Genomic DNA, 23,445 nt, shown 5'->3' with positions numbered 1-23,445 from the left:
CATAGGGGAGCTGGCCAGGCTAAGGTGCTCCGGTGAGCCAGCCGAGCGAGGGCTTCCGCCCGCCACAACAAGCGCGCAGCCGCGTCGCGCTGCAGAAACTCCTGACCGCCGCCGAACACGTCCTCGCCGAGCAGGGCCTGGAGTCGTTCACCGTCGCCGCGGTGGCTTCCCAAGCGGGCATGTCAGTCGGCACGATCTACCGCCGCTTCGACGGGAAGGACCAACTGCTGCACGCCGTCAAGGACCGCCTGCTGACCCAGCTGGAGGCAAACGTCCGAGACGCCCTGCGCTCCGCGCCCCCTGATCTACGCTCGGCCTTCACTGCCTTCGTGGCAGCTCTGGCCGGCACCTTCGAGAACCACGACAGAATCTTCCCGGAACTCCTGGACGCCCAACGCTCCGACGGCCGAGACCGTGGCCTGGCCGCGTTGTCCGCGATCCAAGCCGCGCTGCTGGAAGCGCTGTCGCCTTCTCCGGCCGAGACCGACCGAGTGAAGATGGCCGCCAGAACGATCATCGGCGCGTGCATCCACCGCGCCGCGACCTGCCGATTCTGGCCCGACGACCGCTCATGGAAGAAGTGGTCGGAGGAAGCGGCGGACCTGGCACTGGCGTACCTGACTTCCCCCGCCGCGGCCCCCGCTAGGATGGAGCCCGCAGCACGCGACTGCCCTCGTAGCTCAGGGGATAGAGCACGGCTCTCCTAAAGCCGGTGTCGCAGGTTCGAATCCTGCCGGGGGCACACTCTCGCAGGTCAGAGCCTATTTCGATCAAGGAAGTTCGAGCTGGGGAAGACCAAGGGGCAGAAACTGTCAGAATTCACCGCGTGACGGTTCGGGCGCTTCGCGGTAACTCCCAGTGCATGACGTACACGGATTCCGGCCCAAGGTTCAGTAGCCGGAGCTAGCCGATGGCGGTGAGGTCGCCGAGCACGCGCTGCAGCAGCGCACGCGCGGCCTCACCTTCTGCCGCGACCCGCGGCAGGCCCTCGATGATCTTCTCGTGCGGCTCGACGTCGAAACCTTTCTTCGTGTCGATCGCGGGTCCGACCGCGCTATCGGGATGACGAAGGTCGAGACTTCGCACGTTGAGGAGGGCGTCGACAGGTGGTCCGTCGCCGACCAACGAGCTTGCCTCTACGAGCGCACGCGAGAACTCGGCGTTGACCTTCGCTAGCTCCGTCCCCAGCTCAGATTCTGCGAATTCGCCGAGACTTCCGCGCTCTTGGGCCTTGTACATGATTGGCAGCGCCAACTCGTACTGCTACGTCTTTCTTGTGGCCAGTAACCAATAGCTCTGCGAGCACGCGCCGCTGAGCATCGCGCCCGGCCTCGGCTCGACTTCGACGTACCTCACGCTCCACGTTGCGCTGAGTCAGCCATATGCACTCGAGGGCGCCGGTGAGCGTGAAAACTCCGGTCAGGATGGTTCCGAGATCCAACGTGCGTGGACGTCAGCGGGCGACGGCACTGCCGCAACCATGTCGGGCGGGTGGTGGTACCACGTGATTGTCCACACCGAACCGGTCCGGTTGTTGCGGCGGTGCCGCCTGATCGGCATCCGGGGCCGTGCCGCCTTCGTCGACTGCTCGCTCGCGTGTTCGACTGTAGTTAGCGTGACAGCCGAGGTCAACGACTGCTCGCCTGTCTCGAATCCTGCTATTAGCCTTCCTTGGCCAGTGCGGCCACTTCTGGGCCGGTGCTCGGCACCCGCGCTACTCCTGCTGCGGTTCGGGCGTGCCGTTGCGCCAGACGCACGGCGAAGAACCGTCCAGGTAGATTTCGCCTAGATCATTTGATTGCAAGGCCAAGCGGAATCCGTCGTCCCGCTTCTCGATCCAGAGGTATTCCGGGTTATGCTTCTCTGTTAGAATATGAAAATTGTTTTCCGTTGACCATGTTTTGAGCTTTGCGAAGTATGATGCGGTCGAGTTTTTGTTTGTGCCGGTCAGCTTATAGCTCCGTCCCGCGATCAATCGCCCCTTCGGTCCGTTGTCGGTGGGGTCGTCGCAGGGCTGATCGGTGTCTCTCCCCGTGAGTTCCAGAGAGATTGAAAGCGCTGACTTCGCTTGCTGGATGTAAGCGTCCAGCCGCTGGTTTGCCTCTTGGCTCGTGATGGTGTTCTTCATTCCGGAATCGGTTTCCTTTCCGCATCCGGCAAGTGCGAGCGTCAAGCATGCGACGATGGCTGTCGCGGCGATGGTGCGAAGGCTCATGTCGGTTCGGCTGCTTCCCGGCGATGATCTGACCCATTGAGGTCAGGGCTTGGTTGCCTCGGTCCCAGTATTGGCTGTGTGCCTCGCTGCTGAGGCCGAATTTGTGCCACGGGCCTTCGGTTCCGGGGTTGGAGCTGAATGTCTTTCCGCCGAATTCGGGGTCGGTGGGGTCGGGGCCGAGGGGTCGAGGGGTCGAGCCAGTCTCCGCTTCCGGTGATGCCGCGGGGGAAGTTGGTGATGTTGATCAGGTCGTGTTCGGCGGTGGTGGAGTAGACGTGGTCAGGCGGGATGTTCAGCTGTGCGGCGTGGTCGACGCCGACGCCGGGGCTGGCGACGAGGACGATGTTGTCGACGGGCAGGTGGGTGCTGCTGGCGGCGTGGCCGACGAGGGTGGTCCCGTAGCTGTGGCCGAGGAGGGTGTTGGCGGAGGGGCTGCCTTCGTGGCTTGCGCGCAGGCCGTCCTGGAAGCTGGTAAGGATCTCTTCGGATCAGCCCTTCTGGATCGGTTACGCAACTCGGCGGTCCCCACCCGAAGAACTCACTCAAGTGGGTGACCAGCAACCAGGTCGACTGCTGTTCCCGGCCGCTCCGGTGGACCAGCCGCGTCACCTGGTCGTGTCTGGTTTCGAAACCATGAACAACAGTAGGTAATCTTCCGTAACGGGTGCGGGGAGCCGCCTCCAACCCACGGTCTGCCGGAGGGCTTCGTTGATCAAGCTCATGTTCGCCGACGACGAGGAACTAGTTCGGTCGGGGCTGCGCGCCATGATGTCCGGGGCGTCGGACATCGAGATCGTGGGCGAGGCAAGCGACGGCAGATCGGCGGTCGAGGTCGCCCGTCGCTATCACCCCGACGTCGCGCTGCTCGACATCAAGATGCGCGCCCCTGACGACGGCATTCGCGCGCTTCGGGCCATTCTCGCGCTGCCCGATCCGCCGACCGTCGCCATGCTCACCACCTTCGACATCGACGAGTACGTCAGCCTCGCGCTGCGGCTCGGCGCCAACGGCTTCCTGCTGAAGGACATCGACCCGGCGGCGCTGCTGCGGGCCGTGCGCGACCTGGCCAAGGGCGGTGCTGTCCTCGACCCGGGCGTGGCCGTGCGGATGGTGCAGAGCCACCGCGACGAGCAGCGGGCCGCGCAGCCGGCGCGCAAGCTCCTGGCCTCGCTGTCCGAACGCGAACGCGAGGTCGTCGCGCTGATCGGGCAGGGGCTGTCGAACGCCGAGATCGGCGGGCGGCTTCACCTGTCCGAGGCGACGGTCAAGGGATACGTCTCGGCGGTGCTTTCGAAGATCGGCGCGGCCAACCGGGTGCAGGCCGCGCTCCTGGCCTACCGCGGCGGGCTTCTCGACCAGTAGAACCAGCAGATGCTGCTGACCGCGCTCGAGTTCCTCGGGCTGGTGGCGTTCGCTGCGTCCGGGGCGCTGGCCGCGGTCCGGGCGCGGCTGGACGTGTTCGGAGTCGTCGTGGTCGGGCTGACCACGGCGCTCGGCGGCGGCATCATCCGCGACGTGCTCCTCGGCATCCACCCGCCGACGTCCCTCCGCAACTGGCCGTACCTGGCCGTTTGCGCGGCGACGGCGCTGGTCGTGTTCGCCTTCCACCCGCAGGTCGCCCGGCTGCGGCACGCGGTGCTCCTCGCGGACGCGGTCGGACTCGGCGTGTTCGCCACGGCCGGGACGACGCTGGCACTCAACGCGGGCGCGACCGGGTACGCCGCCTGCCTGATCGGCATGACCAGCGGCATCGGCGGCGGTGCACTCCGCGACCTGCTGCTGCGGGAAATCCCTCTCGTGCTGCGCAAGGAGATCTACGCAATGGCCGCGCTGACCGGCGCGGTCTGCGTTTGGGCAGGGCACGCGCTGAACCTCCCGGCCGGCGCGGTAACGACCGTCTCCGCGGTGGTGGTGGTCGCGATCCGCGTGCTCGCGCTCTGGCGCCACTGGAACGCTCCGGTCGCGCGGCCGCCGGAAGAGCGCCCGTTGTGACGTCAGCCGCAGATATGGACGTGCTTCCCACCGACGCACGTACGCACATGCGGGTGCGGAATGTGCGGTACATGCACGTGGCCGTCTGAGTCGTCGGGCAGCGGCGCGTCGGTGACGCCAGACCCAGTCCCGGTATCGACCGGGTCGTCTGAAGGCGGCGAGAACGTCGGCGTCGAAGCGGGCGTGTCCGATGAGGTTGTAGGTGGTTCGTACACCGGGGCAGGGCTGTAGGAAGGCGTCGTGAGCGGGGCTGTCCCGGAGGCGGGCGCAGAAGGCCCGGCGTCCTTGCTGCCGCACGCGTTGCCGATCAACCCAATGACGCCAAGTACACAAATACCAGCCAGCCACCCGGGACCGAGCCGTTTCCGATTGGCCATCAGCGCTCCTCCCCCTCAAGTCCAGCTGATGGTCGCGACCGTCGCCCCGCCTGTTACGCGCCGCACTCCGGGGAGATGCTCTTTGTGTGTTCTGCGTGTGTTCTTAGGCGGGTCTCAGCACTCTGCGTAAGACTGGCGGCATGCGCATCCTCGTAGTGGACGACGACCGTGCCGTCCGTGAATCGCTCAGGCGGTCTTTGGAGTTCAACGGGTACACCGTGGAGCTCGCGAGCGATGGTGCGCAGGCATTGGAGACGATTCTCGCCAACCGGCCGGACGCGATGGTGCTCGACGTGATGATGCCGCGGCTCGACGGGCTCGAAGTGGCCCGCCGGCTTCGCAGCACTGGCGATGACCTGCCCATTCTCGTGCTGACCGCCCGGGACACCGTCTCCGACCGGGTCTCCGGCCTCGACGCCGGTGCCGACGACTACCTGCCCAAGCCGTTCGCCCTGGAGGAACTGCTCGCCCGGCTGCGCGCCCTGTTGCGCCGTGCCGCGCCGGACGCTCAGCAGGGCGAGACGTCGGAGGTGCTGTCGTTCGCCGACCTCACGCTCGACCCGGGCACTCGCGAAGTCCGCCGCGGCGGTCGCGAGATCAGTCTCACCCGCACCGAGTTCGCGCTGCTCGAGCTGTTCCTCTCGTACCCCAAGCACGTGCTGACCCGCGGAAGGATCCTGGAGGAAGTATGGGGTTACGACTTCCCGACGTCGGGCAACGCGCTGGAGGTCTACGTCGGCTATTTGCGCCGCAAGACGGAAGCGGAGGGCGAACCGAGGCTGATCCACACGGTGCGTGGAGTGGGGTACGTCCTGCGCGAGACCCCGCCGTGACCGAGCATCCGGCAGGCGAACCGGCCGCGCCGTCGGGGGAGGTCCCCGATCCGCGGGGCACCCGGTGGAGCACCCGCCGATTCTCGCTGCGCGGCCGCGTCACGCTGCTGGCCGCCGCGTGTGTGGCGGGTGCGGTGGCGCTGGTGTCCCTGTGCGCGTACCTGGTGGTGCGCAACAATCTCCTCACCCAGCTCGATGACAACCTGCTCGCCCGAGCACAAGCTGCGGCGAACTCGCCGCAGGTGCCCACCGACCAGTTGCGCGAGGTGCCGGGTGCCTTGCTGGCCAGCGCCGACCTGCAGATCGGCCAGCTCAACGGCCTGACCGGTGACTTGATCTATCCGCAGCCGGGTACGCGGCCGCCGGTGGGTCCGTCCGAGATGCGCGTCGCGACTGGTGTGCTGCCACAGTCGCTGCGCACCGACGCGGCCACTGGCATGCGAGTGGTCGCGGTCCCGCTCGGGCACGGGCAGGCGATCGTGCTGGCTCAGTCGATGGCGCCGACGATGCGGGCGCTGAACCAGCTGTCCGTGGTGCTGTTCCTGGTCGGCGGTGCCGGGATCGTGGTGGCCGCGGGCGCGGGCACGGCGGTCGCGCGCGCCGGTTTGCGTCCGGTCGACCGGCTGACCTCGGCTGCCGAACGCGTGGCCGCGACCGGTGACTTGCGGCCAATCCCGGTGAGCGGCGATGACGAACTCGCCCGGCTCACGCACAGCTTCAACATCATGCTCGGCACGGTCGCGGACTCGCAGGAACGGCAGCGGCAGCTGGTCGCTGACGCTGGACACGAGCTGCGCACCCCGCTGACTTCCATGCGCACCAACCTGGAATTGCTGCTGTCGGCCAGCCGGCCGGGCGCACCGTCGTTGCCGGACGAGGACCGCGCCGACATCGAGGCCGACATCCGCGGCCAGCTCGACGAACTCACCCAGCTCATCGGCGACCTGGTGGAGCTGGCGCGCCAGGACGAACCGCGCGAGCAGGCCGAACGCGTCGACCTGATGGACGTGGTCGAGCGCGCGCTCGACCGGGCGCGCCGCCGGGCGGGCGAGATCGAGTTCGAGGTCTCGCTGCAGCCGTGGGTGCTCACTGGTGACAACAGCTCGCTCGAACGCGCGGTGCTGAACCTGCTGGACAACGCGGTGAAGTTTTCGCCGCAGGGTTCGCGGGTGCGGGTCACGCTGCGTCCGCTGGGCGACGGCACCGCGGTGGTCGAGGTCGCGGACTCTGGTCCGGGCATCGCCGAGGAAGACCTGCCCAAGGTGTTCGACCGTTTCTACCGCTCGTCGGAGGCGCGCACCCTGCCCGGGTCCGGCCTCGGACTGGCGATCGTGAAGCACGCCGCCGAACGGCACGGCGGCACGGTTTACGCCAACCGGGCCCCGGAGGGCGGGGCGCTGCTCACCATCCGGCTACCCGGGGCGCCCGTCGCCTGAGCCGCCCGCCACGCTTGGCTGTCGCCCAGCAGGGGGACGATCGATCCGCACGTCGCGCACCCTTGATGTTGAATCGTGTAGGATTTTGTGTAGTTAATGGGTGTGCTTGGGGAGTGGCGGTGCTCGCGCGGCAGCGACAGGCGGTGATCCTCGAGGAAGCACGCCGGACCGGTGCGGTCCGGGTCAGTGACCTCGTCGCGAGGCTCGGCGTTTCCGACATGACGGTCCGCCGCGACCTCGACGTGCTCGCGGGCCGCGGGCTGGTCGAGAAGGTTTACGGCGGCGCGACGTCGCTGGTCGGCAAGAGCACCGACGAACCGGGGTTCGAGGCGAAATCGGTACGCCAGCGCGCGCAGAAGGAAGCCATCGCCGAACTGGCGGCCACGCTCGTCAAACCGGGCACCGCGATCGGCCTGTCCGCGGGAACCACCACCTGGACGCTCGCGCACGCGCTCGACGGCATCGAGGGCCTCACCATCGTCACCAACTCGATCCAGGTCGCCGACGTGCTGCGCAACGCCGGGCAGCCGGACCGCACCGTGGTCCTCACCGGCGGCGTGCGCACCCCGTCGGACGCGCTGGTCGGCCCGGTCGCCGTGCAGAGCCTGCGGACGCTGCACCTCGACCTGGTGTTCCTCGGCGTGCACGGAATGGCGGTGGGGCCCGGGTTCACCACCCCGAACCTCACCGAAAGCGAAACCGACCGCGCGCTGGTGGAGGCCGGACGGCGGCTCGTGGTGCTCGCCGACCACACGAAGTGGGGCACGGTCGGCATTTCCACGATCGCGGACCTGGAGGAAGCACAGGTCGTGGTGACCGACGACGGACTGGACGACCGCGCGCGCGAAGAACTCGCGGAGCGGGTCGGAGAACTCATGATCGCCGAAACGGCGGAGAACCTCGAGGCAGAAGAAGCGTGAAACGCACTGTGCGGCACCTGGCTGACGGCCGGGAGATCATCTACTTCGACCACGCCGACACCGGCGAACGGCTCGCCGCGGACACCCGGGACCTGCCGCCGGTCGCGGCGGCCTCGGAGATCCGCCGCGACCCGCTGACCGGCGAGTGGGTCGCGATGGCAGCGCACCGCCAGACGCGCACGTACAAGCCTCCGGCCGACCTCTGCCCGCTCTGCCCGACCCGGCCGGGCAAGCCGAGCGAAATCCCCGAAGCCGACTACGACGTGGTCGTGTTCGAGAACCGGTTCCCGTCGTTCTCGCAGCAGGCTACGGGCGAGCCGTCCACAGTGGACGGATTGGGCCTGGTGCCGACCGCACCGGGGCTCGGCCGCTGCGAGGTCGTGTGCTTCACGAGCGACCACGACGGCGCGTTCTCCCAGCTGACCCCGGAGCAGGTGCGCCTCGTCGTCGACGCGTGGGCCGACCGCACCGCCGCGCTCGCGCAGACGCCTGGCGTGGAACAGGTCTTCCCGTTCGAGAACCGCGGCGAGGAAATCGGCGTCACGCTCTCGCATCCGCACGGGCAGATCTACGGCTACCCATTCGTCACGCCGAAGACTGAGCGAATGCTGGCGGTCGCGCGCGAACATGGCGGGTCGGTGCTCGGCGACGTGCTGGCCGCGGAACAGAAATCGGGCGAGCGCGTGATCGCCGCCGGAGAGCACTGGACGGCGTTCGTGCCGCCGGCTGCGCGCTGGCCGGTGCACGTCCAGATCGTGTCGCACCGGCAGGTACCGGACCTGCCGTCGCTCACCGACGCCGAACGCGACGACTTTTCCCGCGTGTACCTGGACGTGCTGCGCCGGTGCGACGCGCTGTACGACCGGCCGCTGCCCTACATCGCGGGCTGGCAGCAGGCGCCGGTGCGCCGGGACCGGGACCTGTCGTGGCTGCACCTGGAGCTGTTCTCCGTGCTGCGGGCCAAGGACAAGCTGAAATACCTGGCCGGATCCGAGTCGGGGATGGCGGTCTGGATCAACGACGCGACCCCGGAGCAGATCGCGGAGCGGCTTCGTTCGGCGGGCTGACCGCGATTCACGGCATACTTCATCTAGGAAACACAGGTTCGACTCAGGAACCTCTCAGGCCCAGCCGCTTAGGTGAGGACATGACCGAGAAAGACCCCCACGTGCCCGACTCCGCGGCGGGTCGCCAGGACCCGGGTGCCCAGCCGGGCGCCGAAGGCCAGGCGGCCTGGCAGCAGCAGACTCCGGCTCAGCCGGACGAACCCTCTTCCGCCGGCTCGACCGGCGGCGACGCGGGACAGTCGGCTCCCAGCGCGACTGGTTCGACTGCCGCGTACGGTACGGCCGCTGAGGGCTCGGCAGGCACATCCGGCTCCGGTACGGGGGCTGGCGACGCTTCTGGCGCGTACGGAGCGCCAGCGGGTCAGTACGGTGCCTCTCCGACGTACGGGGCGATGCCGGCTGGAGGCACGCCGAACCCGTGGTCGGCCCAAGGCGCAGCCGCTTCGCACGCTGGCGCGCCGCAGACCGGTCCGATCCCCGGCGCTCAGCAGCAGTCCGCGGGACAGCCGTACGGCAGCCAGTACCCCGGCGGCACCCACACTCCGCCCGCTGGAGGCCCGGCCAACCCTTACGGCGCACCGGGAACCTCGGTTTACGGCGTCCCCGCGCAGCGCGAGAAGAAGGGTTCGGCAGGCAAACTCCTCGCGGGCGTCGCCGCCATCTCGCTCGTGATCGGCGGCGTCGCGGGCGGGACCGTCGGGTACCTCACCGGCGGGTCCGGTTCGTCGGTGAGCGCGCTCGACGCGCCGAAACCCGCGCAGCAGACCGGCAACGTGCCCGCCGGCTCGGTCGAATCGGTGGCGCAGAAACTGTCGCCGAGCGTGGTCGAGCTGCAGGTGTCCGGCCGGACCGCGGCGGGCGAGGGCTCCGGTTTCGTGATCAGCAGCGACGGCTACATCCTCACCAACAACCACGTCGTCCAGGTCGCCGCGAACGGCGGCCAGATCCAGGCCGTGTTCCAGGACGGCAAGAAAGCCGCGGCGCAGGTCGTCGGCCGGGACCCGACCACGGACATCGCCGTGGTGAAGGTGTCCGGCGTCGGGAGCCTCACGCCGGTCGAGCTGGGCCGGTCCGACGACCTGCGGGTCGGGCAGCAGGTCGTGGCCATCGGCTCGCCGTACGAGCTGACCGGCACGGTCACCTCGGGCATCGTCAGCTCGCTGCACCGCCCGGTGCAGGCAGGCGGCGACGAGACCGACCAGACCACGGTGATGGACGCGATCCAGACCGACGCCGCGATCAACCCGGGCAACTCGGGCGGTCCGCTGTCGAACATGAGCGGCCAAGTCATCGGCATCAACTCGGCCATCTACAGCCCGAATTCGAGCCGCGGCCAGGGCAGCGGCTCCGAGGGCGGCAACGTCGGCATCGGCTTCGCCATCCCGATCGACCAGGCGCGCCGCACCGCGCAGGACATCATCAAGACCGGGCACGCGACCCAGACGTTCATCGGCGCGAAGGTCACCGACGCGCCGCAGGGCGGCGCGCAGCTCGGCGACATCACGCCGGGCAGCCCGGCGGAGAAGGCGGGCCTGAAGTCCGGCGACGTGGTGACCAAGATCGACAACCGTGTCATCGACAGTGCCAACACGCTCGTCGCCGCGATCCGCACGCGCGCCCCGAACGACCAGGTGACGTTCACCCTGGCAGACGGACGCACGGTGCCGGTCACCCTCGGCGGGCAGCCAGTGCCGGCCAACTAGATCGCTCGGCCGCCATGCCGCGGCCGAGACCAGCCATGGCTCGACCCCCCTGTCCGCGCGTGGGGCCGAACCTTTTCAGGCCGCGCGCGACCGGAGCATCCGAGCCGGTCGCGCGTGGCCGTTTTTGGTGCCCAGCGCCCGAAAAACCGGCTAGCGCACGAAAACACGAAGAGGCTCTCCGTGCCGCCTCCGACTCGGCACGGAGAGCCTCTCCGCGTGCGGTGAGGTGCCCACGCGCACGCTGTCCCAAACGCCGAATCTGCGGGAAAATTCCGGTACCGGAAGAAAACCCAGGTCAAGTACGTGCGCGCGGCCGATTTTTCCGTGCCGCTCGATGCCGGACCCGGACAATCCGGACCATTGAAACGACGAGGACGGCGCTCCACACCACCGCGAGCGTCGCCAGCAGCCCCAGCCACGCGTTCCCGTCGTGCAGCCCGGGCTTCGGCGGCACGCCGTAAACCCGCCACAGCAGCGGGAACGCCACGAAGCCCAGCACCGCGGTCAACACCGCGCCAACCTGAACCGGCCCTCGCCACGGCTGCGGCAGGAGCCGAGCGAGCAGCAGGCCTACGACACCCGCGACCGGAGCGAACACCGCGTCGTTGACGATCGGACCGCCGCCGATCCACAGCAAGGTCGGCAAGCTGTCCGGCCAGGCCGGTGCCGCGTAGTCGAGGAACAGCACGATCCCGTACGCCAACGCCGCTAATCCGGGCAGCGCCAGCAGAATCCGCGCGGTCTTCACAACACCTCCAGCTTGGCGACCCACTTCGTCTGCAAGACGCCTGGCCGGCTGGGCGCGATCACCCGGCACGGATAGCCGTGGTCGAGGTTCAGCACCTCGCCGTTCAGTTCCAGCGCCAGCAAGGTGAGTGGGTCGGCCGTGTGCTCGCCTGGCAGCACGCTGACGCCGTACAGACCGGTCTTCTCCAGCGACGACACACGCACGTCCACGCCGGGCGAGCTGCCCGCCGCACGCAGCAGATCGGCAAAGGAGATTCCGCGCCACGTCGCCATCTGGCTCCAGCCTTCGACGCACGCGATCGGCAAGTCCACCGTGGTCTGCGGCAACGACCGCAACTCGGCCAGGCTGAACTCCCGTGTCCCCGCCGGAGTCACCACGGACAGCCGCCATCCGGGATCCCGCGCGGTCCGCGTTACCTGCGCCGCCACCGCCGTGCGGTTGACCGGCAACTTCTGCGTGCCCTTGTCCGATCGCCACGACAGGCCGGAGATGTTCCGTAGCGCAGGCACGGTCGCTCCCGCCGTCGCCAGCACGGCTACGCCGGTCGCGATGCCCGTGGTGGCCAGGAATCCACGGCGCGACAGCCCCGGCCCGGGCGGCTGGGCGGGCCGGGGCTGTCGCGTCAGCGCTCGCCGGATCACCGGGAGTTTCACCGCGACGTGCACGAAGACCGACCCGATCGCCACCCACGCCACCGCGTAGTGCACCTGGGGGAAGTAGAAGTTCCACGGGTAGTTCTGCGCGACGTTCAGCAATCCCGAACTCAGCTCGAAAAACGCCGCTCCGGAGAGAACGAGGATCGACAGCCGCTCCACCGCGTGCGGCACCGAGCGCACGAGCGGCCGCTCGAACAGCTTCGGGTAGACACTCCACAGTTTGGCCAGCAGCAACGGAATCGCCGCGATTCCGGACAGCACGTGCGCGCCCTGCGTCACCCGGTACAGCCACACCGGCCGGCTCGGCCAGAAGAACCACTCCGGCGGATGCTGGATCAAGTGGCTCAAAAGTCCGGTGACGAAGCAGATCAGGAACGCGAACCCGAGCAGGCTGCCGACCCGGGCTGTCACGCGCTCACCGTGCGCGCCGCCCTTGAACTGCTCCGTCTTCGGAACCCGCCGATCGACGGCGCGGGCGCGTTCACCGATCCTGGCTTGCGCGGCGGTGACCCAATCGTCGAGCCGGTGCCACGCGGCCGCCAGCCGTCCGCGTTTCATGTCCGGTCCAGCTTCGCGAACCAGCGACGCCCGCGGCTGGTCGTCCACGCCACTCGAAAACCCGTCCGTACCGCGATTTCCGCGATGGCATCGACTCCGACCCAGGCCCAGGTGAACCACCGTCCGCCAGCGGGGTCCGGCCGCAGACGGACGTGGTCCCGACGCACGCCGTGGCCCGGTTCCTCCAGTTCCACGAGCACGGCACCGTCCGGCGTGAGCAGTTCGTGCACGCGCCGCAGCAGCGCATCGGGATCGCCACCGATCCCGATGTTGCCGTCAGCCAGCAACACATGATTCCATCGCCCCTCGCCGGGTAACCGAGCGAAAACGTTGCGCTGCAACGCACTCGCTCCGCGCCGTCGAGTCAGCTGCACCGCGACCGGCGAGCTGTCCACGCCGAGCGCCATCACGCCTCGGCGCGTCAGAGCGGCAGTCAGCCGACCTGGCCCGCATCCGACATCGAGCGTCGGTCCGACACATGCGTCCAGCAGCACGGCGTCGCCCGCGCCGCAACCATCTGCCCAACGACCGACTGGGAGCTCGATGCGGTCCCCGTTGGCAAGCTCCAGCCAGCACTGATGGCCAAGCAGCCCGAGGTCGAATTCGCGGCCATTCGCGAGTTTCACGCCACCGCTCCCACCGCGTCGACCGCCGCGGCGAACCTGCTGTCCGGCCGGATGGTGGCCACCCGCAGCGCGTCCTCCATGGTGTCCACATCAGACAGTGTCGGCAGCTGGCCAACCCGTAGCCCCGCTCCCTCCAACGCTGCTCGGGTGCGCAAGCCGGTGTCCGGACGCGACATCGGCACTCCCGTGAGGACTTGCGCGCGCCGCGGCTCCGCCAGCCCGAGTCCCCACCAGCCACCGTCTTCCGCGTTTCCCAGCACTGCGTGGCTGGCCCCGTCGGCGACCGGCTTGATCGCCGATGCCAGCAATGCGGGGGAGACCTGTGGCGTGTCCATCCCGATCTGCAGCACCGGCAATCCGGCATGAACTGAGGCGGTGTCGGAGTGCGCGTTGGCCAACCGGGTACCGAAATCCCAGCCCCGCTGTGCGATCACGGTCGCTTTTCGCAACGCTCGGCCGATTTCGGCACCGCGCGCTGCCTCGGCGAGGTCACCCGTCATCGCCACCACGATGATCGCGCCCTCGGTGGCGAACGCGGCGTCCAGCGTGTCCAGCAGCGCGGACGCGGCGATCTCGGCGGCCTGTGCGGGTGTCGCGGGCGGGCACAACCGGGTCTTCGCGAACCCCGGCACCGGGGCTTTCGCCACCACAAGCAGGCAGAACGTCATCGGGCCAACACCCGCCCGAAGTCCCGCACCGCCCGCAACGTGCCGCGCACCGAACCGGACACCTTCGATTTCGTGCCCCGCGCCCGTTCCCGGTAGGTGACATCAAACTCCCGGACCACCCAACCCGCGCGCTGAGCCTTGACCAGCAGTTCAAGCGGATAGCCGAACGCCCGGTCGGCGACGCCGAGAGCCAGCAACTCCTGGCGACGCACCGCTCGCAGCGGAGCGATGTCCCGCACCGGCAACCCGCGGGACCGCAAGAGCAGCGAGAGGACAGCATTGCCTGCTCTGGCGTGCCATGGCCAGGCGGCTCGAGATACCGGCACCCGTCGCCCGACCGCGAGATCCGCGCCTTCCGCGACCGCGGCGACCAGGCGCGGCAACTCGGCCAGATCGAGCGATCCGTCGGCATCCGCGAAACAGACGATGTCGGCGGTCGCGATCTCCAGCCCGGTGTGGACGGCGGCACCGTAACCACGCCGCGGCTCGTCGACGACCTTCGCGCCGTGCGCCGCCGCGACGTCAGGCGAGCCGTCGCGCGACCCGTTGTCCACGGCGATCGCGCGATACCCCGGCGGCAGGCTGGCGAGCACGCCGGGCAACGCGGCCGCCTCGTCGAGGCAGGGGAGGACGACGTCCACTCCGAGTTCGTTCACGAGGCGTACGGTAAGTCTGGAAAGGACAGTGCAGAACCCTTGCGCTGCTTACCAAATCCTGACGTCCAGCGAGATCTTACCGACTTCTCACGGATTCGCCGCGAACCCGCCGGACGGCCGCTCACGGGGTTATCGTGACCGGCGATGAGCGAGTCGACGAAGGCTGCCCGGCTCGCCGAGCCGCCGTCCCCGGTTCCCGTCCGTCCCCGGTTCCGCGCCGACCTCGTGACGGTCGGCGTCACCCTCGTGGTGATCGCCGCCGCGACCGCGGTTGGCGCGTTCTACAACCGGCCGGGCTCGGGCGTGGTGATCTATGCGTTCGCGCCGCCCCTGTTCGCGCATTGGCTGCCGCACGTCGGCCCCGGCTCGGTATTCGCCGTCGTTATCGCCGCCGGTGTCGTTCTCTACGGCCCGGCCCTTGCCGCCCGGCTGCCTTGGCGGCGCGCCCTGGCCGCAGGCTACCTGGCTTCCCTCGCCTGGATCTTCTCGCTCGCCATGGTCGACGGCTGGACGCGCGGCTTCACCGGCCGCCTCACCACTCCGCAGGAGTACCTGCACGAAGTCCCCGGCATCACGGACATCCCGCGGTTCCTCCGCGAGTTCTCCTCGCGCATCCTCGATTTCCAGCCGAACTCGTGGACCACGCACGTGTCCGGCCATCCGCCCGGCGCGACCCTCGTCTTCGTCTGGCTCGACCGGCTCGGCCTCCACGGCGGAGCCTGGGCGTCGACCGCTGTGGTGCTGGTTGCCGCACTGGTCGCCGTCGCGGTACCAGCGACGATCGCCCTGCTCGGCCGTCCCGACTCCGCCCGCGCCGCGCTCCCGTTCGCCGTGCTCAGCCCAGGTGCGGTGTGGCTGGGCGTTTCCGCGGACGGCCTCTTCGCTGGCGTGACCGCCACCGGCATCGCCCTGCTCGCCTTGGCATCGGCGGGCTTCCGAGAGCGCCGTGGCTACGCCTGGCCCACCGCGTTGGCGTCCGGAATCCTCCTCGGATTCGGCATCTTCCTCTCCTACGGCCTCGTCCTGCTCGGTTTGGTGGTGTTGGCCGTCGCCGTGCTCGGCAGGCAATGGCGAGCCACGGCCGTCGCGGTCCTCGGCGCATTGGCCGTAGTCGGCGTGTTCGCGCTCGCCGGTTTCTGGTGGCTCGACGGCTACCACCTCGTCGTCGAGCGGTACTACCAGGGCGTCGCGCTGGTGCGGCCGTATTCCTACTGGGTGTGGGCCGACCTGGCCGCGGTAGCCGTCGCGTGCGGGCCGGCAGTGGTCGCCGCGGCCCGTCGAGGGGTGGCTACCGCGGTCTTCTTGCCTTCCCGCCGGACGATCCTGCGCGATCCGGTGCTCCTGATCGTGGCGGCGGCATTGCTCACGATCGTGTTCGCTGATTCGTCCGGCCTGTCGAAGGCTGAGGTAGAACGGATCTGGCTACCGTTCGGCGCGTGGCTGATCCCGGCCACGGCGCTGCTTCCGGCGGGCCACCGCCGCTGGTGGCTGGCTGGACAGGCGGTGGTCGCGCTCGCGGTCAACCACCTGCTGCTGACGAACTGGTGAGGTGAGGCATGGAGGACCAAGCGGGTCGCGTGCTCGTGGTCGACGACGACGAGACTGTGCGCGACGTCGTCCGTCGCTACCTCGAAACCGCCGGTTTCACCGTCGACCTGGCCGGCGACGGCACGGCGGCGCTCGCCCAGTTCGCACAGCGCGTGCCGGATCTGGTGGTGCTCGACGTGATGATGCCCGGCCTGAACGGCTTGGAGGTCTGCCGGAGGCTGCGGCAGACGAGCCAGGTGCCGATCGTCATGCTCACCGCGCTCGGCGAGGAGGAGAACCGCATCGCCGGGCTGCAGCTAGGGGCCGACGACTACGTCACCAAACCGTTCAGCCCCAAGGAACTCACGCTGCGCGTGGCATCCGTGCTGCGCCGGGCCCGGATGCCGCGGCCCGAACCGCCCACCGCTGAGCTGACGGACGGCAATCTCCGGCTCCAGATGACCGCCCGTCAGGCGACGCTCGACGGCGCGGCACTGCCGTTGACCACGCGCGAGTTCGATCTGCTAGCGTTCTTCCTCTCCCATCCCGGCGTCGCGTTCAGCCGGGCCGACCTGCTGGAGAAGGTGTGGGGCTGGGACTTCGGCGACCAGTCCACGGTGACTGTCCACGTGCGACGGTTGCGCGAGAAGATCGAACGTGACCCGGCCAAACCGGTCCGCGTCGCGACGGTGTGGGGTGTTGGCTACCGCTACGACCGGACACAGCCGTGATCGGGTCGGGCGAGTCGGCGTGGGACCTGTTCGTCCACGTCCTGCACATCCTGCCGCTCGCTTTGATGTTCGCGTTGCCGGTGGCGGCGCTGGGCGGGCTCGCGCTTTACCTCCTGCGGCACCGGTCGCTGGCCACCACGATGACCACGCTCGTGCTGACGCCGGTCGCCGCGATGCTGGTCGGGATCCTCGGCGTGAGCGGCTTCATGTTCACTGAGGCGCTGACCACCGAACTGCTCGTATGCCTGCTCGTGGCGCTGGTGGCGGTTCCCGCGGCGATGGTGCTGGGCCGGGTCATCGCGCGACGCAGTGTGTGGGAACGCGAGGCACGGGAACGCGAACGCGCGGCGGAGGCGTCGCGTCGCGAGTTGGTCGCGTGGATCAGCCACGACCTTCGCAGTCCGCTCGCCGGGATCCAGGCGATGGCGGAGGCACTGGCGGACGGCGTGGTTTCGGAACGCGCCGAAGTGGCCGACTACGCCGAGCGCATCAGCGGCGAGACCACGCGACTGTCCGGCATGGTGGGCGACTTGTTCGAGCTGTCCCGGATCACTGCGGGAGCACTCGAACTGAGCATGTCGGCGGTGCCGCTGCGCGACGTGGTGAGCGACGCGGTCGCCGCGCAGGCACCGGTAGCTGACCGCAAACGCGTGCGGGTGCTGGAAAACGCGTCGGCGTGGCCGGTGGTGTCCGGCAGCGATCCGGAGCTGGCGCGGATCGTGCGGAACCTGGTCTCCAATGCCATCCGGCACACTCCGCCGGACGGCACGGTCGCCGTGCAGATCGGCATCGACGGCGACCAGGCACTGCTGGCGGTGGACGACGGCTGCGGCGGGATTCCGGACGACGAGATCGGCCGGGTCTTCGACGTCGCTTTCCGCGGCACGCAAGCTCGCACCCCCGACCGCAGCGGCACTACCAGTGGCGGCGGGCTGGGCCTGGCGATCGCGAAGGGCCTGGTGGAAGCACACCGGGGACGGATCGGCGTGCGAAACCACGGCCCAGGATGCCGCTTCGAGGTGCGGTTGCCGCTGGCGGCGTCCTGAACCGTCTGTTGTGGACGGTCAGGACGCGGCAACCGCCGAGACCGGCTCCACGGTGTGGTCGGCCGCGATCCGGAAGAACGGCTCCTCCGGGAAATGCGCTGCCGCGACGATCGCGCCGGTGCCGACCACCTCGCCGAGCCAGCGGCGGCGGGTCCGCTCCGCTTGCCCGGGATCGACGTCGGACGCCGCGCCGATCGTCGGATCAGTCAGCTGCTCCGGGATCTGGAAGACGTCGCCGACCAGGACGGCGCGACGGTCCTGATCCGCGACTTCCAGTACGTAATGCCCTGGCGTGTGCCCGGGTGCGTGCCGGACGGTGACCCCGGGAGCGACCGGCTCGCCGTCAACGAGCGGACGCAGTTTGCCCTGTGCACGAAGGGCTTCCAGCGCGACACGGCCGCGGTCGTGCCGCCCGGCCGGTTCGACGAATGCCGCCCAGTCCGGTGCGCCGTACCGCACTTCGGCATTCGGAAAGTACGGCTCGCCGTTCGGCGCGACCCAGCCGATGTGGTCGGCGTGCAGATGTGTCAGTACGACGGTGTCGATGTCTTCGCTGTCGACCCCGGCCTCGGCGAGCGCTGCGGGCAACCCGCCGGTGTGGTCCGGTTCAGCGGCGCTGACCACCGGGTGCAACTGCTCTTTCGAGTGCTGCGGCAGATGCGGCTCGCCGGCCCGACGCGGACCGAACCCAGCGTCGACCAGCACCGTGCGGTTACCCGTTCGGATCAGGAACGCGCCGATGACCACGGGCACAGTGCTCGGGGCCGAGCGCTTGCCCTGGAGTCCCGGGAAGAACGACGACGGCAGCTGCAGCCGTCCGTCGGTCAGCGCGTGGATCTCGATGTCCCCCACCACGATGGAACGCATGCCCAGCATCAAGATCCGGTACGGCCAATTCATTCCGGAACGTGATCTTCACCTCATCAGGTGACCGGGGCGCGCAGTTCCGCAGTGGCGAACGCGGCGATGCCTTCCGCGAAGGACGTTTCCGCATTGAACCCGAGCAACTCCCGCGCCCGAGCCGGATCGGCCACCACGTGCCGGACATCGGCCGGCCGAGCGCCGCCGACGATCCGCGGCTCCGGCCCGCCGCAGGCACGGGCAAGTTCCCGGGCCAGGTCGCCGACGCTGTGCGGCTGTCCGGAGCAGACGTTCAGCGGCGTGATCTCGGCTTCGGGACCGTCGCTCCGGAGCGCGAGGACGTTCGCTCGGGCCACGTCGTCCACGTGCACGAAATCCCGTTGCTGTCGCCCGTCTTCCAGCACGGTCGGCGCTTCGCCGCGTTCCAACGCTGAACGGAACAGCGATGCCACGCCCGCATACGGCGTGTTCTGCGGCATCCGCGGGCCGTAGACGTTGTGGTACCGCAACGCCCAGACCGTGCCGCCGGTTTGCCGTGCCCACGCGCCCGCGAGATGCTCTTGGGCCAGTTTTGTTGCCGCGTAGGTGCTTCGAGGCAACAGCGGCGCGTTTTCGGGCACGAGTCGCCAGCCCAACTCGGCACCGCAGCGCGGGCAAGCCGGTTCGAATCGTCCGGCGTCCACATCGGACTGCCGGCGAGGCGAGGGAGCAACGACGCCGTGTTCCGCGCATGCGTAGCGGCCCTCGCCGTAGACCACCATCGACGAGGCGAGCACGAGCTTGCGCACCTTCGCCGCGTGCATCGCGGCTAACAGCACGGCGGTGCCGTAGTCGTTGTTCAGCGCGTATGAGGGTGCGTCGGAGGGATCGACGCCGTGCCCGACCACCGCGGCCTGGTGGCAGACCGCGTCGACGCCGTCGAGCAGTTCAGCGACGATCTCGGTGTCGGTGACATCACCGCGCAGGAAGCGGTGCCGCCGGGTGTATTCGGGCGGCGTGGTGGAGCCGTGCGCGGTGGACAGCAGGTTGTCCAGCACGACGACCTCGTCGCCGTCATCGGCCAGCTGGTCAGCGATCCGGGACCCGATGAATCCGGCGCCGCCGGTGAGGAGCACTCGCACCTCGCCGACGGTAGGCCGACCGCGCCAGGGTGCGCGCGGCCTGCGCCGACCACGTCACCGAATCGTCAGAAATCACCGGGCCCGTGGCGGCGGAGCGGGCCTGGAACCGGATACGGTGTCGGCATGGAACGGAGCGCACAGCGGCTGGGCCGGGCACTCGTGGTGATTGTGGACGACCGGGTCGCGCACGGGGAGCACGAGGACACCTCCGGGCCGCTCGTCACCGAGCTGCTTGAGGAAGCCGGGTTCATCGTCGACGGCGTCGTGGTGGTCGAGGCCGAGACCGCGGCCATCCGCAACGCGCTCAACACCGCGGTGATCGGCGGGGCGGACCTGGTGATCACGGTCGGCGGCACCGGAGTATCGCCGCGCGACCGCACGCCGGACGCGACCGCCGGCGTGCTCGACCGCCCGATTCCGGGCATCGGCGAGGCCCTGCGCGCCTCGGGGCTGGCCGCGGGCGCGGTCGACGCCGGGATCTCCCGCGGCCTGGCCGGAGTTTCGGGCAGCACGCTGGTGGTCAACCTGGCCGGTTCGCGCGCGGCGGTGCGCGACGGCATGGCCACCCTCTCCTCGCTGGTCCCGCACGTCATCGACGAGCTCTCCGGCCTCGAAGAGGTCTGAGCCCGGCCGTTGTGCGGCGGATGTCTCTCTGCACTTGTCAAACAACAGGTGGGACGATGGACCCATGCCGGACGAGGAACGACGCCCCCGCGTGACCGAGGCCCAGCGCCGCCGCCGGGTCGACGAGGTCTTCGGCGACGTGCTGCCGGAGACCACGTCCGATGAGCGGGGCCGGGGCCCGGAGACCACTCCGGATTCGTGGTATCTCGAGAACCGGCCCCCGCATCACGATCGGTGACCCCCTCAGCTGCTGTGGCGCGAGGGGCCTTCGCCGTTGCCCTGCTGCGCGCGCAGCAGGTCGCGGATTTCGGTGAGCAGCTCGACGTCGGTGGGCTCGGCCGGGCCGGGCTCCTGGCCGCGCTTGCGCCGCTCCTGCAGGTGCTTGACCGGCAGGACGATCAGGAAGTAGACGATCGCGGCGACGATCACGAAGTTGATCGCCGCGTTGATCACGCTGCCGAAGTCCATGAAGGTCGAGTCGTTGTTGCGCAGGACGTTGAAGCCGAGGCCCTTCCCCGCGTTCGAACCGCCGAGGGCGTTGATCAGCGGCTTGATGAGGCCGTTGGTGAAGGCGGTGACGATCGCGGTGAACGCGGCTCCCACCACGACGGCGACCGCGAGGTCGACGACGTTGCCGCGCATCAGAAAGTCCTTGAAACCTTTCAGCACTGCTGCTCCCAGGGGATTCGGGACAGGCATCTGGCCGTCTTCGGACAGCCGTCGCCCGTCGGAACAGGGTCGGGTTAGCGGAGAGTAACCGTTACCGGTCGTTCGAGCGAGGAAGCAGCGACCTGCGTGGCAACCCCCATCGGGAGCGCGAGCAGGACCAGCGGACCCTTCTGCGGCGGGCCCAGGGCGTGATTCCCGACGTCGTCGGAACGCCGGACGGTGACCACCGTGGCCCCGCTGGCCAGCACAGAGGCGGTTTTTGTGGTATCCGCGCCCGCGACGACGTCGACGCGCTGGCCCGGCTGGAGCAACTCGGCGACGGCCGCGTCCGCGAGCCGGACGGCGACGGTGACCGCGCCGGGTTCACCCGTTACGGGGAGGCTGTTGCCAAGGAGCCGGACGTCGGTGATGGGTTCGCCAGCCCGGGCCGCGCCGGAGAGAAGACGGCCTACAACCGCGTCGGTCGCGGAAAGCGCGCCGGACGGGCGGAGGTTGTCGGGCAGTGCGATTGTCCGCACGTCAGCAGCGCGCAGGACCGAGCCCGCGGGCAGATCGCGAGCGGAGACCACCGTCGAGGTGGCGGGTGCGCCCCGTGCGGAGGGCGGGAGGAACAGGACGAGCAGGCCGGCCAGGAGCAGGGCCGCCGCGAGACACCGGCGGAGCATCCGGGCTCGCCGCCCGCGCGGCAGACGGACGTCAGGCAGCGCGGGAAGGCGGCTGAGCAAGGTGTTCACGGTTGTCCCCTCGTCGGTTCCGGTACGGCGGGATGCCGCACGAATCCGACGTTAAGGACGTCGCGAACCGGCCGGAAGAGCCGATTCGCGAACCTGTGGACAACTGGCCCCTTGTGGATAACTCGGGGCTCAGGAGGACGCGGAAGCCGTTTTCGTCGTGCTCGTCGTGGAGGATGTGTTCGAGGACGAAGAAGACGTCGACGAAGAGGAGGTGGTGGACGACGAGTCGGACTTGGCGCTCTCGGTCTTGGCCGGGGCCGCGGAGGTGCTCGACTTGCTCGAATCACGCGAATCCGTGCGGTAGAACCCGCTGCCCTTGAAGACCACGCCGACCGAACTGAAGACCTTCCGCAGCGCGCCGGAGCACTGCGGGCAGACGGTCAGGCTGGGGTCGGAGAAGGACTGCACCGCTTCGAAGCGGTGGTCACATTCCTTGCAGGCGTACTGGTACGTGGGCACTGAAGCTCCTTCATGCACTGGCACTCGACCTACAAGAGTGCTAACCCAATTGTGCTGGACGGCATTCCCTCAGCGCAATTACCCCTTGCTCACACTGCGGCGGCGGGAGGGGGCAGAGGCGGGTTAGTGCTGGTCAGGGTGTCGCGGGCGAGGCTGCCGGGTGGCTGGACTGCGACTAGTCCGGTCGGGCGGGCTGTCGGCGGCTGGCTTGGCGGGCCTGGGCAGCGTCCGTGGAAGGGCCTGGCTGTGCTGGGTTCGGCGGATGTGCGAGCGGCCTGTCGGGCGCGCGTTTTTGGGTGATTCGTTCCGGAATGTTCGGCCAGGTGCTCGGTGACGGTGGGCGTCCGCGCGCGGCTTGGAGCTAGCAGTACGAGTGCGGGCGCGGGCGTCAGTTGGGGCAGGTGGCGCACCTGTTGCGGACCGCTCGAGACTGGGGCTCTCTGGGCTCCAGGGCGGACGCTCGGGCCTTCGGTTCGGACGGCGGGATGGCCACGGCACCCGACCAGGCGGCGGTGGTGGGTGCCTCCGACCGGCCGGGCGGGCGCTGGCGGCGGACATCCGGTTGGGGCGACCGCACCGGCTACGGCGAGCCCATCGAGTGGTCTTGACCACTCCTCAGCGAGTCGCGGCGGCGGTGGGCAGCTCGATGAGGCCCGAGGGCGTCAGGACGGCGGTCATGGGCACGTCGTGGGGTTCGGCGGGGAGGTGGTCGACGACCTCCTCCGCGCGCACCACAGCCACGCGGGTGGTATCCGGCGCAGCGGCCAGGGTGCGGTCGTAGTAGCCGGCTCCGCGGCCGAGGCGGGTGCCGTGGCGGTCGACGGCCAAGGCTGGGATCAGCAGCACCTGTGCCGACGTCACCGCGGCGGTGCCCAGGCGTGGGCCGGACGGTTCCAGGACGCCGCGGAGGCGTCCGGGGATCAGGGCGTCCGGGCCGGTGTACTCGGACCAGTCAAGCGGGCCGGGCGCGTCCGGGATGACTGGCAGCAGGACGCGAGCGCCCGTCGCGGCCAGGGCGTTCACCAGGGAGATCTGTCCGGGCTCGGTACCGAATGGGAGGTACGCGCACACCGTTTCCGCTTGGATCGACGACGCGGCGGTCGCCAGGGCGGCTGCCTCGCGAGCGTGGGCTTCGGGAGGCAGTTCGGCGCGGGCGCGAAGGATTCGGGTCCGCCACTCCGCCTTGCTCGGGGTCTCATTGCCCGGCTCGTGCATGAG

27 protein-coding genes and 1 tRNA gene are annotated in these 23,445 nt (G+C 69.3%); 14 read left to right on the top strand and 14 right to left on the bottom strand.

Annotation, left to right across the window (positions count from 1 at the left end; all coding sequences use genetic code 11):
- Positions 1-32 precede the first annotated feature (32 nt).
- Together L942_RS42395 and L942_RS37480 are read left to right on the top strand one after the other, a co-directional pair.
- The gene (locus L942_RS42395; protein WP_051166529.1) at positions 33-707 is read left to right on the top strand and encodes a TetR/AcrR family transcriptional regulator; all 675 of its coding nucleotides are present in this window, start codon (positions 33-35) and stop codon (positions 705-707) included.
- Positions 670-742 (top strand) — tRNA-Arg (locus L942_RS37480). Before L942_RS42395 ends, L942_RS37480 begins: the two co-directional genes overlap by 38 nt.
- A 161-nt stretch (positions 743-903) precedes the next feature.
- Here L942_RS37480 and L942_RS37475 read toward each other — a convergent pair.
- The 3 genes from L942_RS37475 to L942_RS45755 all read right to left on the bottom strand — a co-directional run bounded on the left by L942_RS37475 (position 904) and on the right by L942_RS45755 (position 2,670).
- The gene (locus L942_RS37475) at positions 904-1,239 is read right to left on the bottom strand and encodes a hypothetical protein (RefSeq protein WP_037369383.1); all 336 of its coding nucleotides are present in this window, start codon (positions 1,237-1,239) and stop codon (positions 904-906) included.
- Between the two features lie 475 nt (positions 1,240-1,714).
- A complete protein-coding gene (locus L942_RS45760) occupies positions 1,715-2,215 on the bottom strand; it encodes a hypothetical protein (protein WP_235079624.1) in 501 nt (166 codons plus the stop codon).
- A complete protein-coding gene (locus tag L942_RS45755; RefSeq protein WP_235079630.1) occupies positions 2,212-2,670 on the bottom strand; it encodes an alpha/beta hydrolase in 459 nt (152 codons plus the stop codon). Before L942_RS45755 ends, L942_RS45760 begins: the two co-directional genes overlap by 4 nt.
- A 253-nt stretch (positions 2,671-2,923) precedes the next feature.
- Here L942_RS45755 and L942_RS37470 point away from each other — a divergent pair, with 253 nt between their 5' ends.
- The 7 genes from L942_RS37470 to L942_RS37440 all read left to right on the top strand — a co-directional run bounded on the left by L942_RS37470 (position 2,924) and on the right by L942_RS37440 (position 10,543).
- The gene (locus L942_RS37470; protein WP_009083595.1) at positions 2,924-3,577 is read left to right on the top strand and encodes a response regulator; all 654 of its coding nucleotides are present in this window, start codon (positions 2,924-2,926) and stop codon (positions 3,575-3,577) included.
- Positions 3,578-3,586: 9 nt separating this feature from the next.
- The gene (locus L942_RS37465; protein WP_037369379.1) at positions 3,587-4,207 is read left to right on the top strand and encodes a trimeric intracellular cation channel family protein; all 621 of its coding nucleotides are present in this window, start codon (positions 3,587-3,589) and stop codon (positions 4,205-4,207) included.
- A 517-nt stretch (positions 4,208-4,724) separates the two neighbouring features.
- Positions 4,725-5,417, top strand: coding sequence for a response regulator transcription factor (locus tag L942_RS37460; protein WP_009083592.1), 693 nt, complete (start codon positions 4,725-4,727; stop codon positions 5,415-5,417).
- The gene (locus L942_RS37455) at positions 5,414-6,853 is read left to right on the top strand and encodes a sensor histidine kinase (RefSeq protein WP_037369376.1); all 1,440 of its coding nucleotides are present in this window, start codon (positions 5,414-5,416) and stop codon (positions 6,851-6,853) included. The genes L942_RS37460 and L942_RS37455 overlap by 4 nt, the downstream gene beginning before the upstream one ends.
- A gap of 119 nt (positions 6,854-6,972) precedes the next feature.
- Positions 6,973-7,773 (top strand): DeoR/GlpR family DNA-binding transcription regulator, encoded by an 801-nt coding sequence (locus L942_RS37450; protein WP_106965189.1) that lies wholly within the window; start codon positions 6,973-6,975, stop codon positions 7,771-7,773.
- Positions 7,770-8,840, top strand: coding sequence for a galactose-1-phosphate uridylyltransferase (gene galT / locus L942_RS37445; protein WP_037369372.1), 1,071 nt, complete (start codon positions 7,770-7,772; stop codon positions 8,838-8,840). Before L942_RS37450 ends, galT begins: the two co-directional genes overlap by 4 nt.
- A gap of 80 nt (positions 8,841-8,920) precedes the next feature.
- Positions 8,921-10,543 (top strand): trypsin-like peptidase domain-containing protein, encoded by a 1,623-nt coding sequence (locus L942_RS37440; RefSeq protein ID WP_037369370.1) that lies wholly within the window; start codon positions 8,921-8,923, stop codon positions 10,541-10,543.
- Positions 10,544-10,838: 295 nt separating this feature from the next.
- Here L942_RS37440 and L942_RS37435 read toward each other — a convergent pair whose 3' ends face one another.
- The 5 genes from L942_RS37435 to L942_RS37415 are packed head-to-tail and all read right to left on the bottom strand — an operon-like array spanning position 10,839 to position 14,440.
- Positions 10,839-11,291, bottom strand: a complete 453-nt coding sequence (locus L942_RS37435) for a hypothetical protein (RefSeq protein ID WP_037369369.1) — start codon at positions 11,289-11,291, stop codon at positions 10,839-10,841.
- A complete protein-coding gene (locus tag L942_RS37430; RefSeq protein ID WP_235079623.1) occupies positions 11,288-12,505 on the bottom strand; it encodes a molybdopterin-dependent oxidoreductase in 1,218 nt (405 codons plus the stop codon). The genes L942_RS37435 and L942_RS37430 overlap by 4 nt, the downstream gene beginning before the upstream one ends.
- Positions 12,502-13,131: a class I SAM-dependent methyltransferase gene (locus tag L942_RS37425; RefSeq protein WP_037369368.1), complete on the bottom strand. Its 630-nt coding sequence runs from the start codon at positions 13,129-13,131 to the stop codon at positions 12,502-12,504. Before L942_RS37425 ends, L942_RS37430 begins: the two co-directional genes overlap by 4 nt.
- A complete protein-coding gene (locus tag L942_RS37420) occupies positions 13,128-13,799 on the bottom strand; it encodes a TIGR04282 family arsenosugar biosynthesis glycosyltransferase (protein ID WP_037369366.1) in 672 nt (223 codons plus the stop codon). Before L942_RS37420 ends, L942_RS37425 begins: the two co-directional genes overlap by 4 nt.
- Positions 13,796-14,440 carry a glycosyltransferase family 2 protein gene (locus L942_RS37415; protein ID WP_037369659.1) on the bottom strand — a complete coding sequence of 215 codons (645 nt, stop codon included), beginning with the start codon at positions 14,438-14,440 and terminating at the stop codon, positions 13,796-13,798. Before L942_RS37415 ends, L942_RS37420 begins: the two co-directional genes overlap by 4 nt.
- A 159-nt stretch (positions 14,441-14,599) precedes the next feature.
- Here L942_RS37415 and L942_RS37410 point away from each other — a divergent pair, with 159 nt between their 5' ends.
- From L942_RS37410 to L942_RS37400, 3 genes are read left to right on the top strand one after another with little or no spacing between them, the layout of a single operon-like run.
- A complete protein-coding gene (locus L942_RS37410) occupies positions 14,600-16,003 on the top strand; it encodes a hypothetical protein (RefSeq protein ID WP_037369363.1) in 1,404 nt (467 codons plus the stop codon).
- An 8-nt stretch (positions 16,004-16,011) separates the two neighbouring features.
- Positions 16,012-16,713 carry a response regulator transcription factor gene (locus L942_RS37405; protein ID WP_037369361.1) on the top strand — a complete coding sequence of 234 codons (702 nt, stop codon included), beginning with the start codon at positions 16,012-16,014 and terminating at the stop codon, positions 16,711-16,713.
- Positions 16,710-17,759 (top strand): sensor histidine kinase, encoded by a 1,050-nt coding sequence (locus tag L942_RS37400; RefSeq protein ID WP_037369360.1) that lies wholly within the window; start codon positions 16,710-16,712, stop codon positions 17,757-17,759. Before L942_RS37405 ends, L942_RS37400 begins: the two co-directional genes overlap by 4 nt.
- Before the next feature lie 18 nt (positions 17,760-17,777).
- On the opposite strand, the gene L942_RS37395 is transcribed toward L942_RS37400, so the two are convergent.
- Positions 17,778-18,626, bottom strand: coding sequence for an MBL fold metallo-hydrolase (locus tag L942_RS37395; protein ID WP_051166527.1), 849 nt, complete (start codon positions 18,624-18,626; stop codon positions 17,778-17,780).
- 56 nt (positions 18,627-18,682) lie between these two features.
- On the bottom strand, positions 18,683-19,741 hold the full coding sequence (locus L942_RS37390) for an NAD-dependent epimerase/dehydratase family protein (protein WP_037369359.1): 1,059 nt from the start codon (positions 19,739-19,741) through the stop codon (positions 18,683-18,685).
- 123 nt (positions 19,742-19,864) lie between these two features.
- On the opposite strand from L942_RS37390, the gene L942_RS37385 reads away from it, so the two are divergent.
- Both L942_RS37385 and L942_RS45125 read left to right on the top strand, forming a co-directional pair.
- The gene (locus L942_RS37385) at positions 19,865-20,365 is read left to right on the top strand and encodes a MogA/MoaB family molybdenum cofactor biosynthesis protein (RefSeq protein ID WP_037369357.1); all 501 of its coding nucleotides are present in this window, start codon (positions 19,865-19,867) and stop codon (positions 20,363-20,365) included.
- Positions 20,366-20,429: 64 nt separating this feature from the next.
- Positions 20,430-20,603, top strand: coding sequence for a hypothetical protein (locus L942_RS45125; RefSeq protein WP_200863048.1), 174 nt, complete (start codon positions 20,430-20,432; stop codon positions 20,601-20,603).
- A 5-nt stretch (positions 20,604-20,608) separates the two neighbouring features.
- On the opposite strand, the gene mscL is transcribed toward L942_RS45125, so the two are convergent.
- From mscL to L942_RS37370, 4 genes are all read right to left on the bottom strand, one after another.
- On the bottom strand, positions 20,609-21,034 hold the full coding sequence (gene mscL / locus L942_RS37380; protein WP_037369355.1) for a large-conductance mechanosensitive channel protein MscL: 426 nt from the start codon (positions 21,032-21,034) through the stop codon (positions 20,609-20,611).
- A 74-nt stretch (positions 21,035-21,108) separates the two neighbouring features.
- On the bottom strand, positions 21,109-21,768 hold the full coding sequence (locus L942_RS37375; RefSeq protein ID WP_235079622.1) for an SAF domain-containing protein: 660 nt from the start codon (positions 21,766-21,768) through the stop codon (positions 21,109-21,111).
- A 129-nt stretch (positions 21,769-21,897) separates the two neighbouring features.
- A complete protein-coding gene (locus tag L942_RS43485; RefSeq protein ID WP_081655389.1) occupies positions 21,898-22,227 on the bottom strand; it encodes an FmdB family zinc ribbon protein in 330 nt (109 codons plus the stop codon).
- Positions 22,228-22,842: 615 nt separating this feature from the next.
- A complete protein-coding gene (locus tag L942_RS37370; protein ID WP_037369354.1) occupies positions 22,843-23,442 on the bottom strand; it encodes a 5-formyltetrahydrofolate cyclo-ligase in 600 nt (199 codons plus the stop codon).
- Positions 23,443-23,445 lie beyond the last annotated feature (3 nt).

Origin of the sequence: Amycolatopsis orientalis DSM 43388, assembly GCF_000411975.1 — a bacterium.
GTDB classification, from domain to species: Bacteria; Actinomycetota; Actinomycetes; order Mycobacteriales; family Pseudonocardiaceae; genus Amycolatopsis; species Amycolatopsis orientalis_D.
The sequence above is the reverse complement of the archived record's forward strand: the minus strand, read 5'-3'. Positions and strand labels throughout refer to the sequence as shown.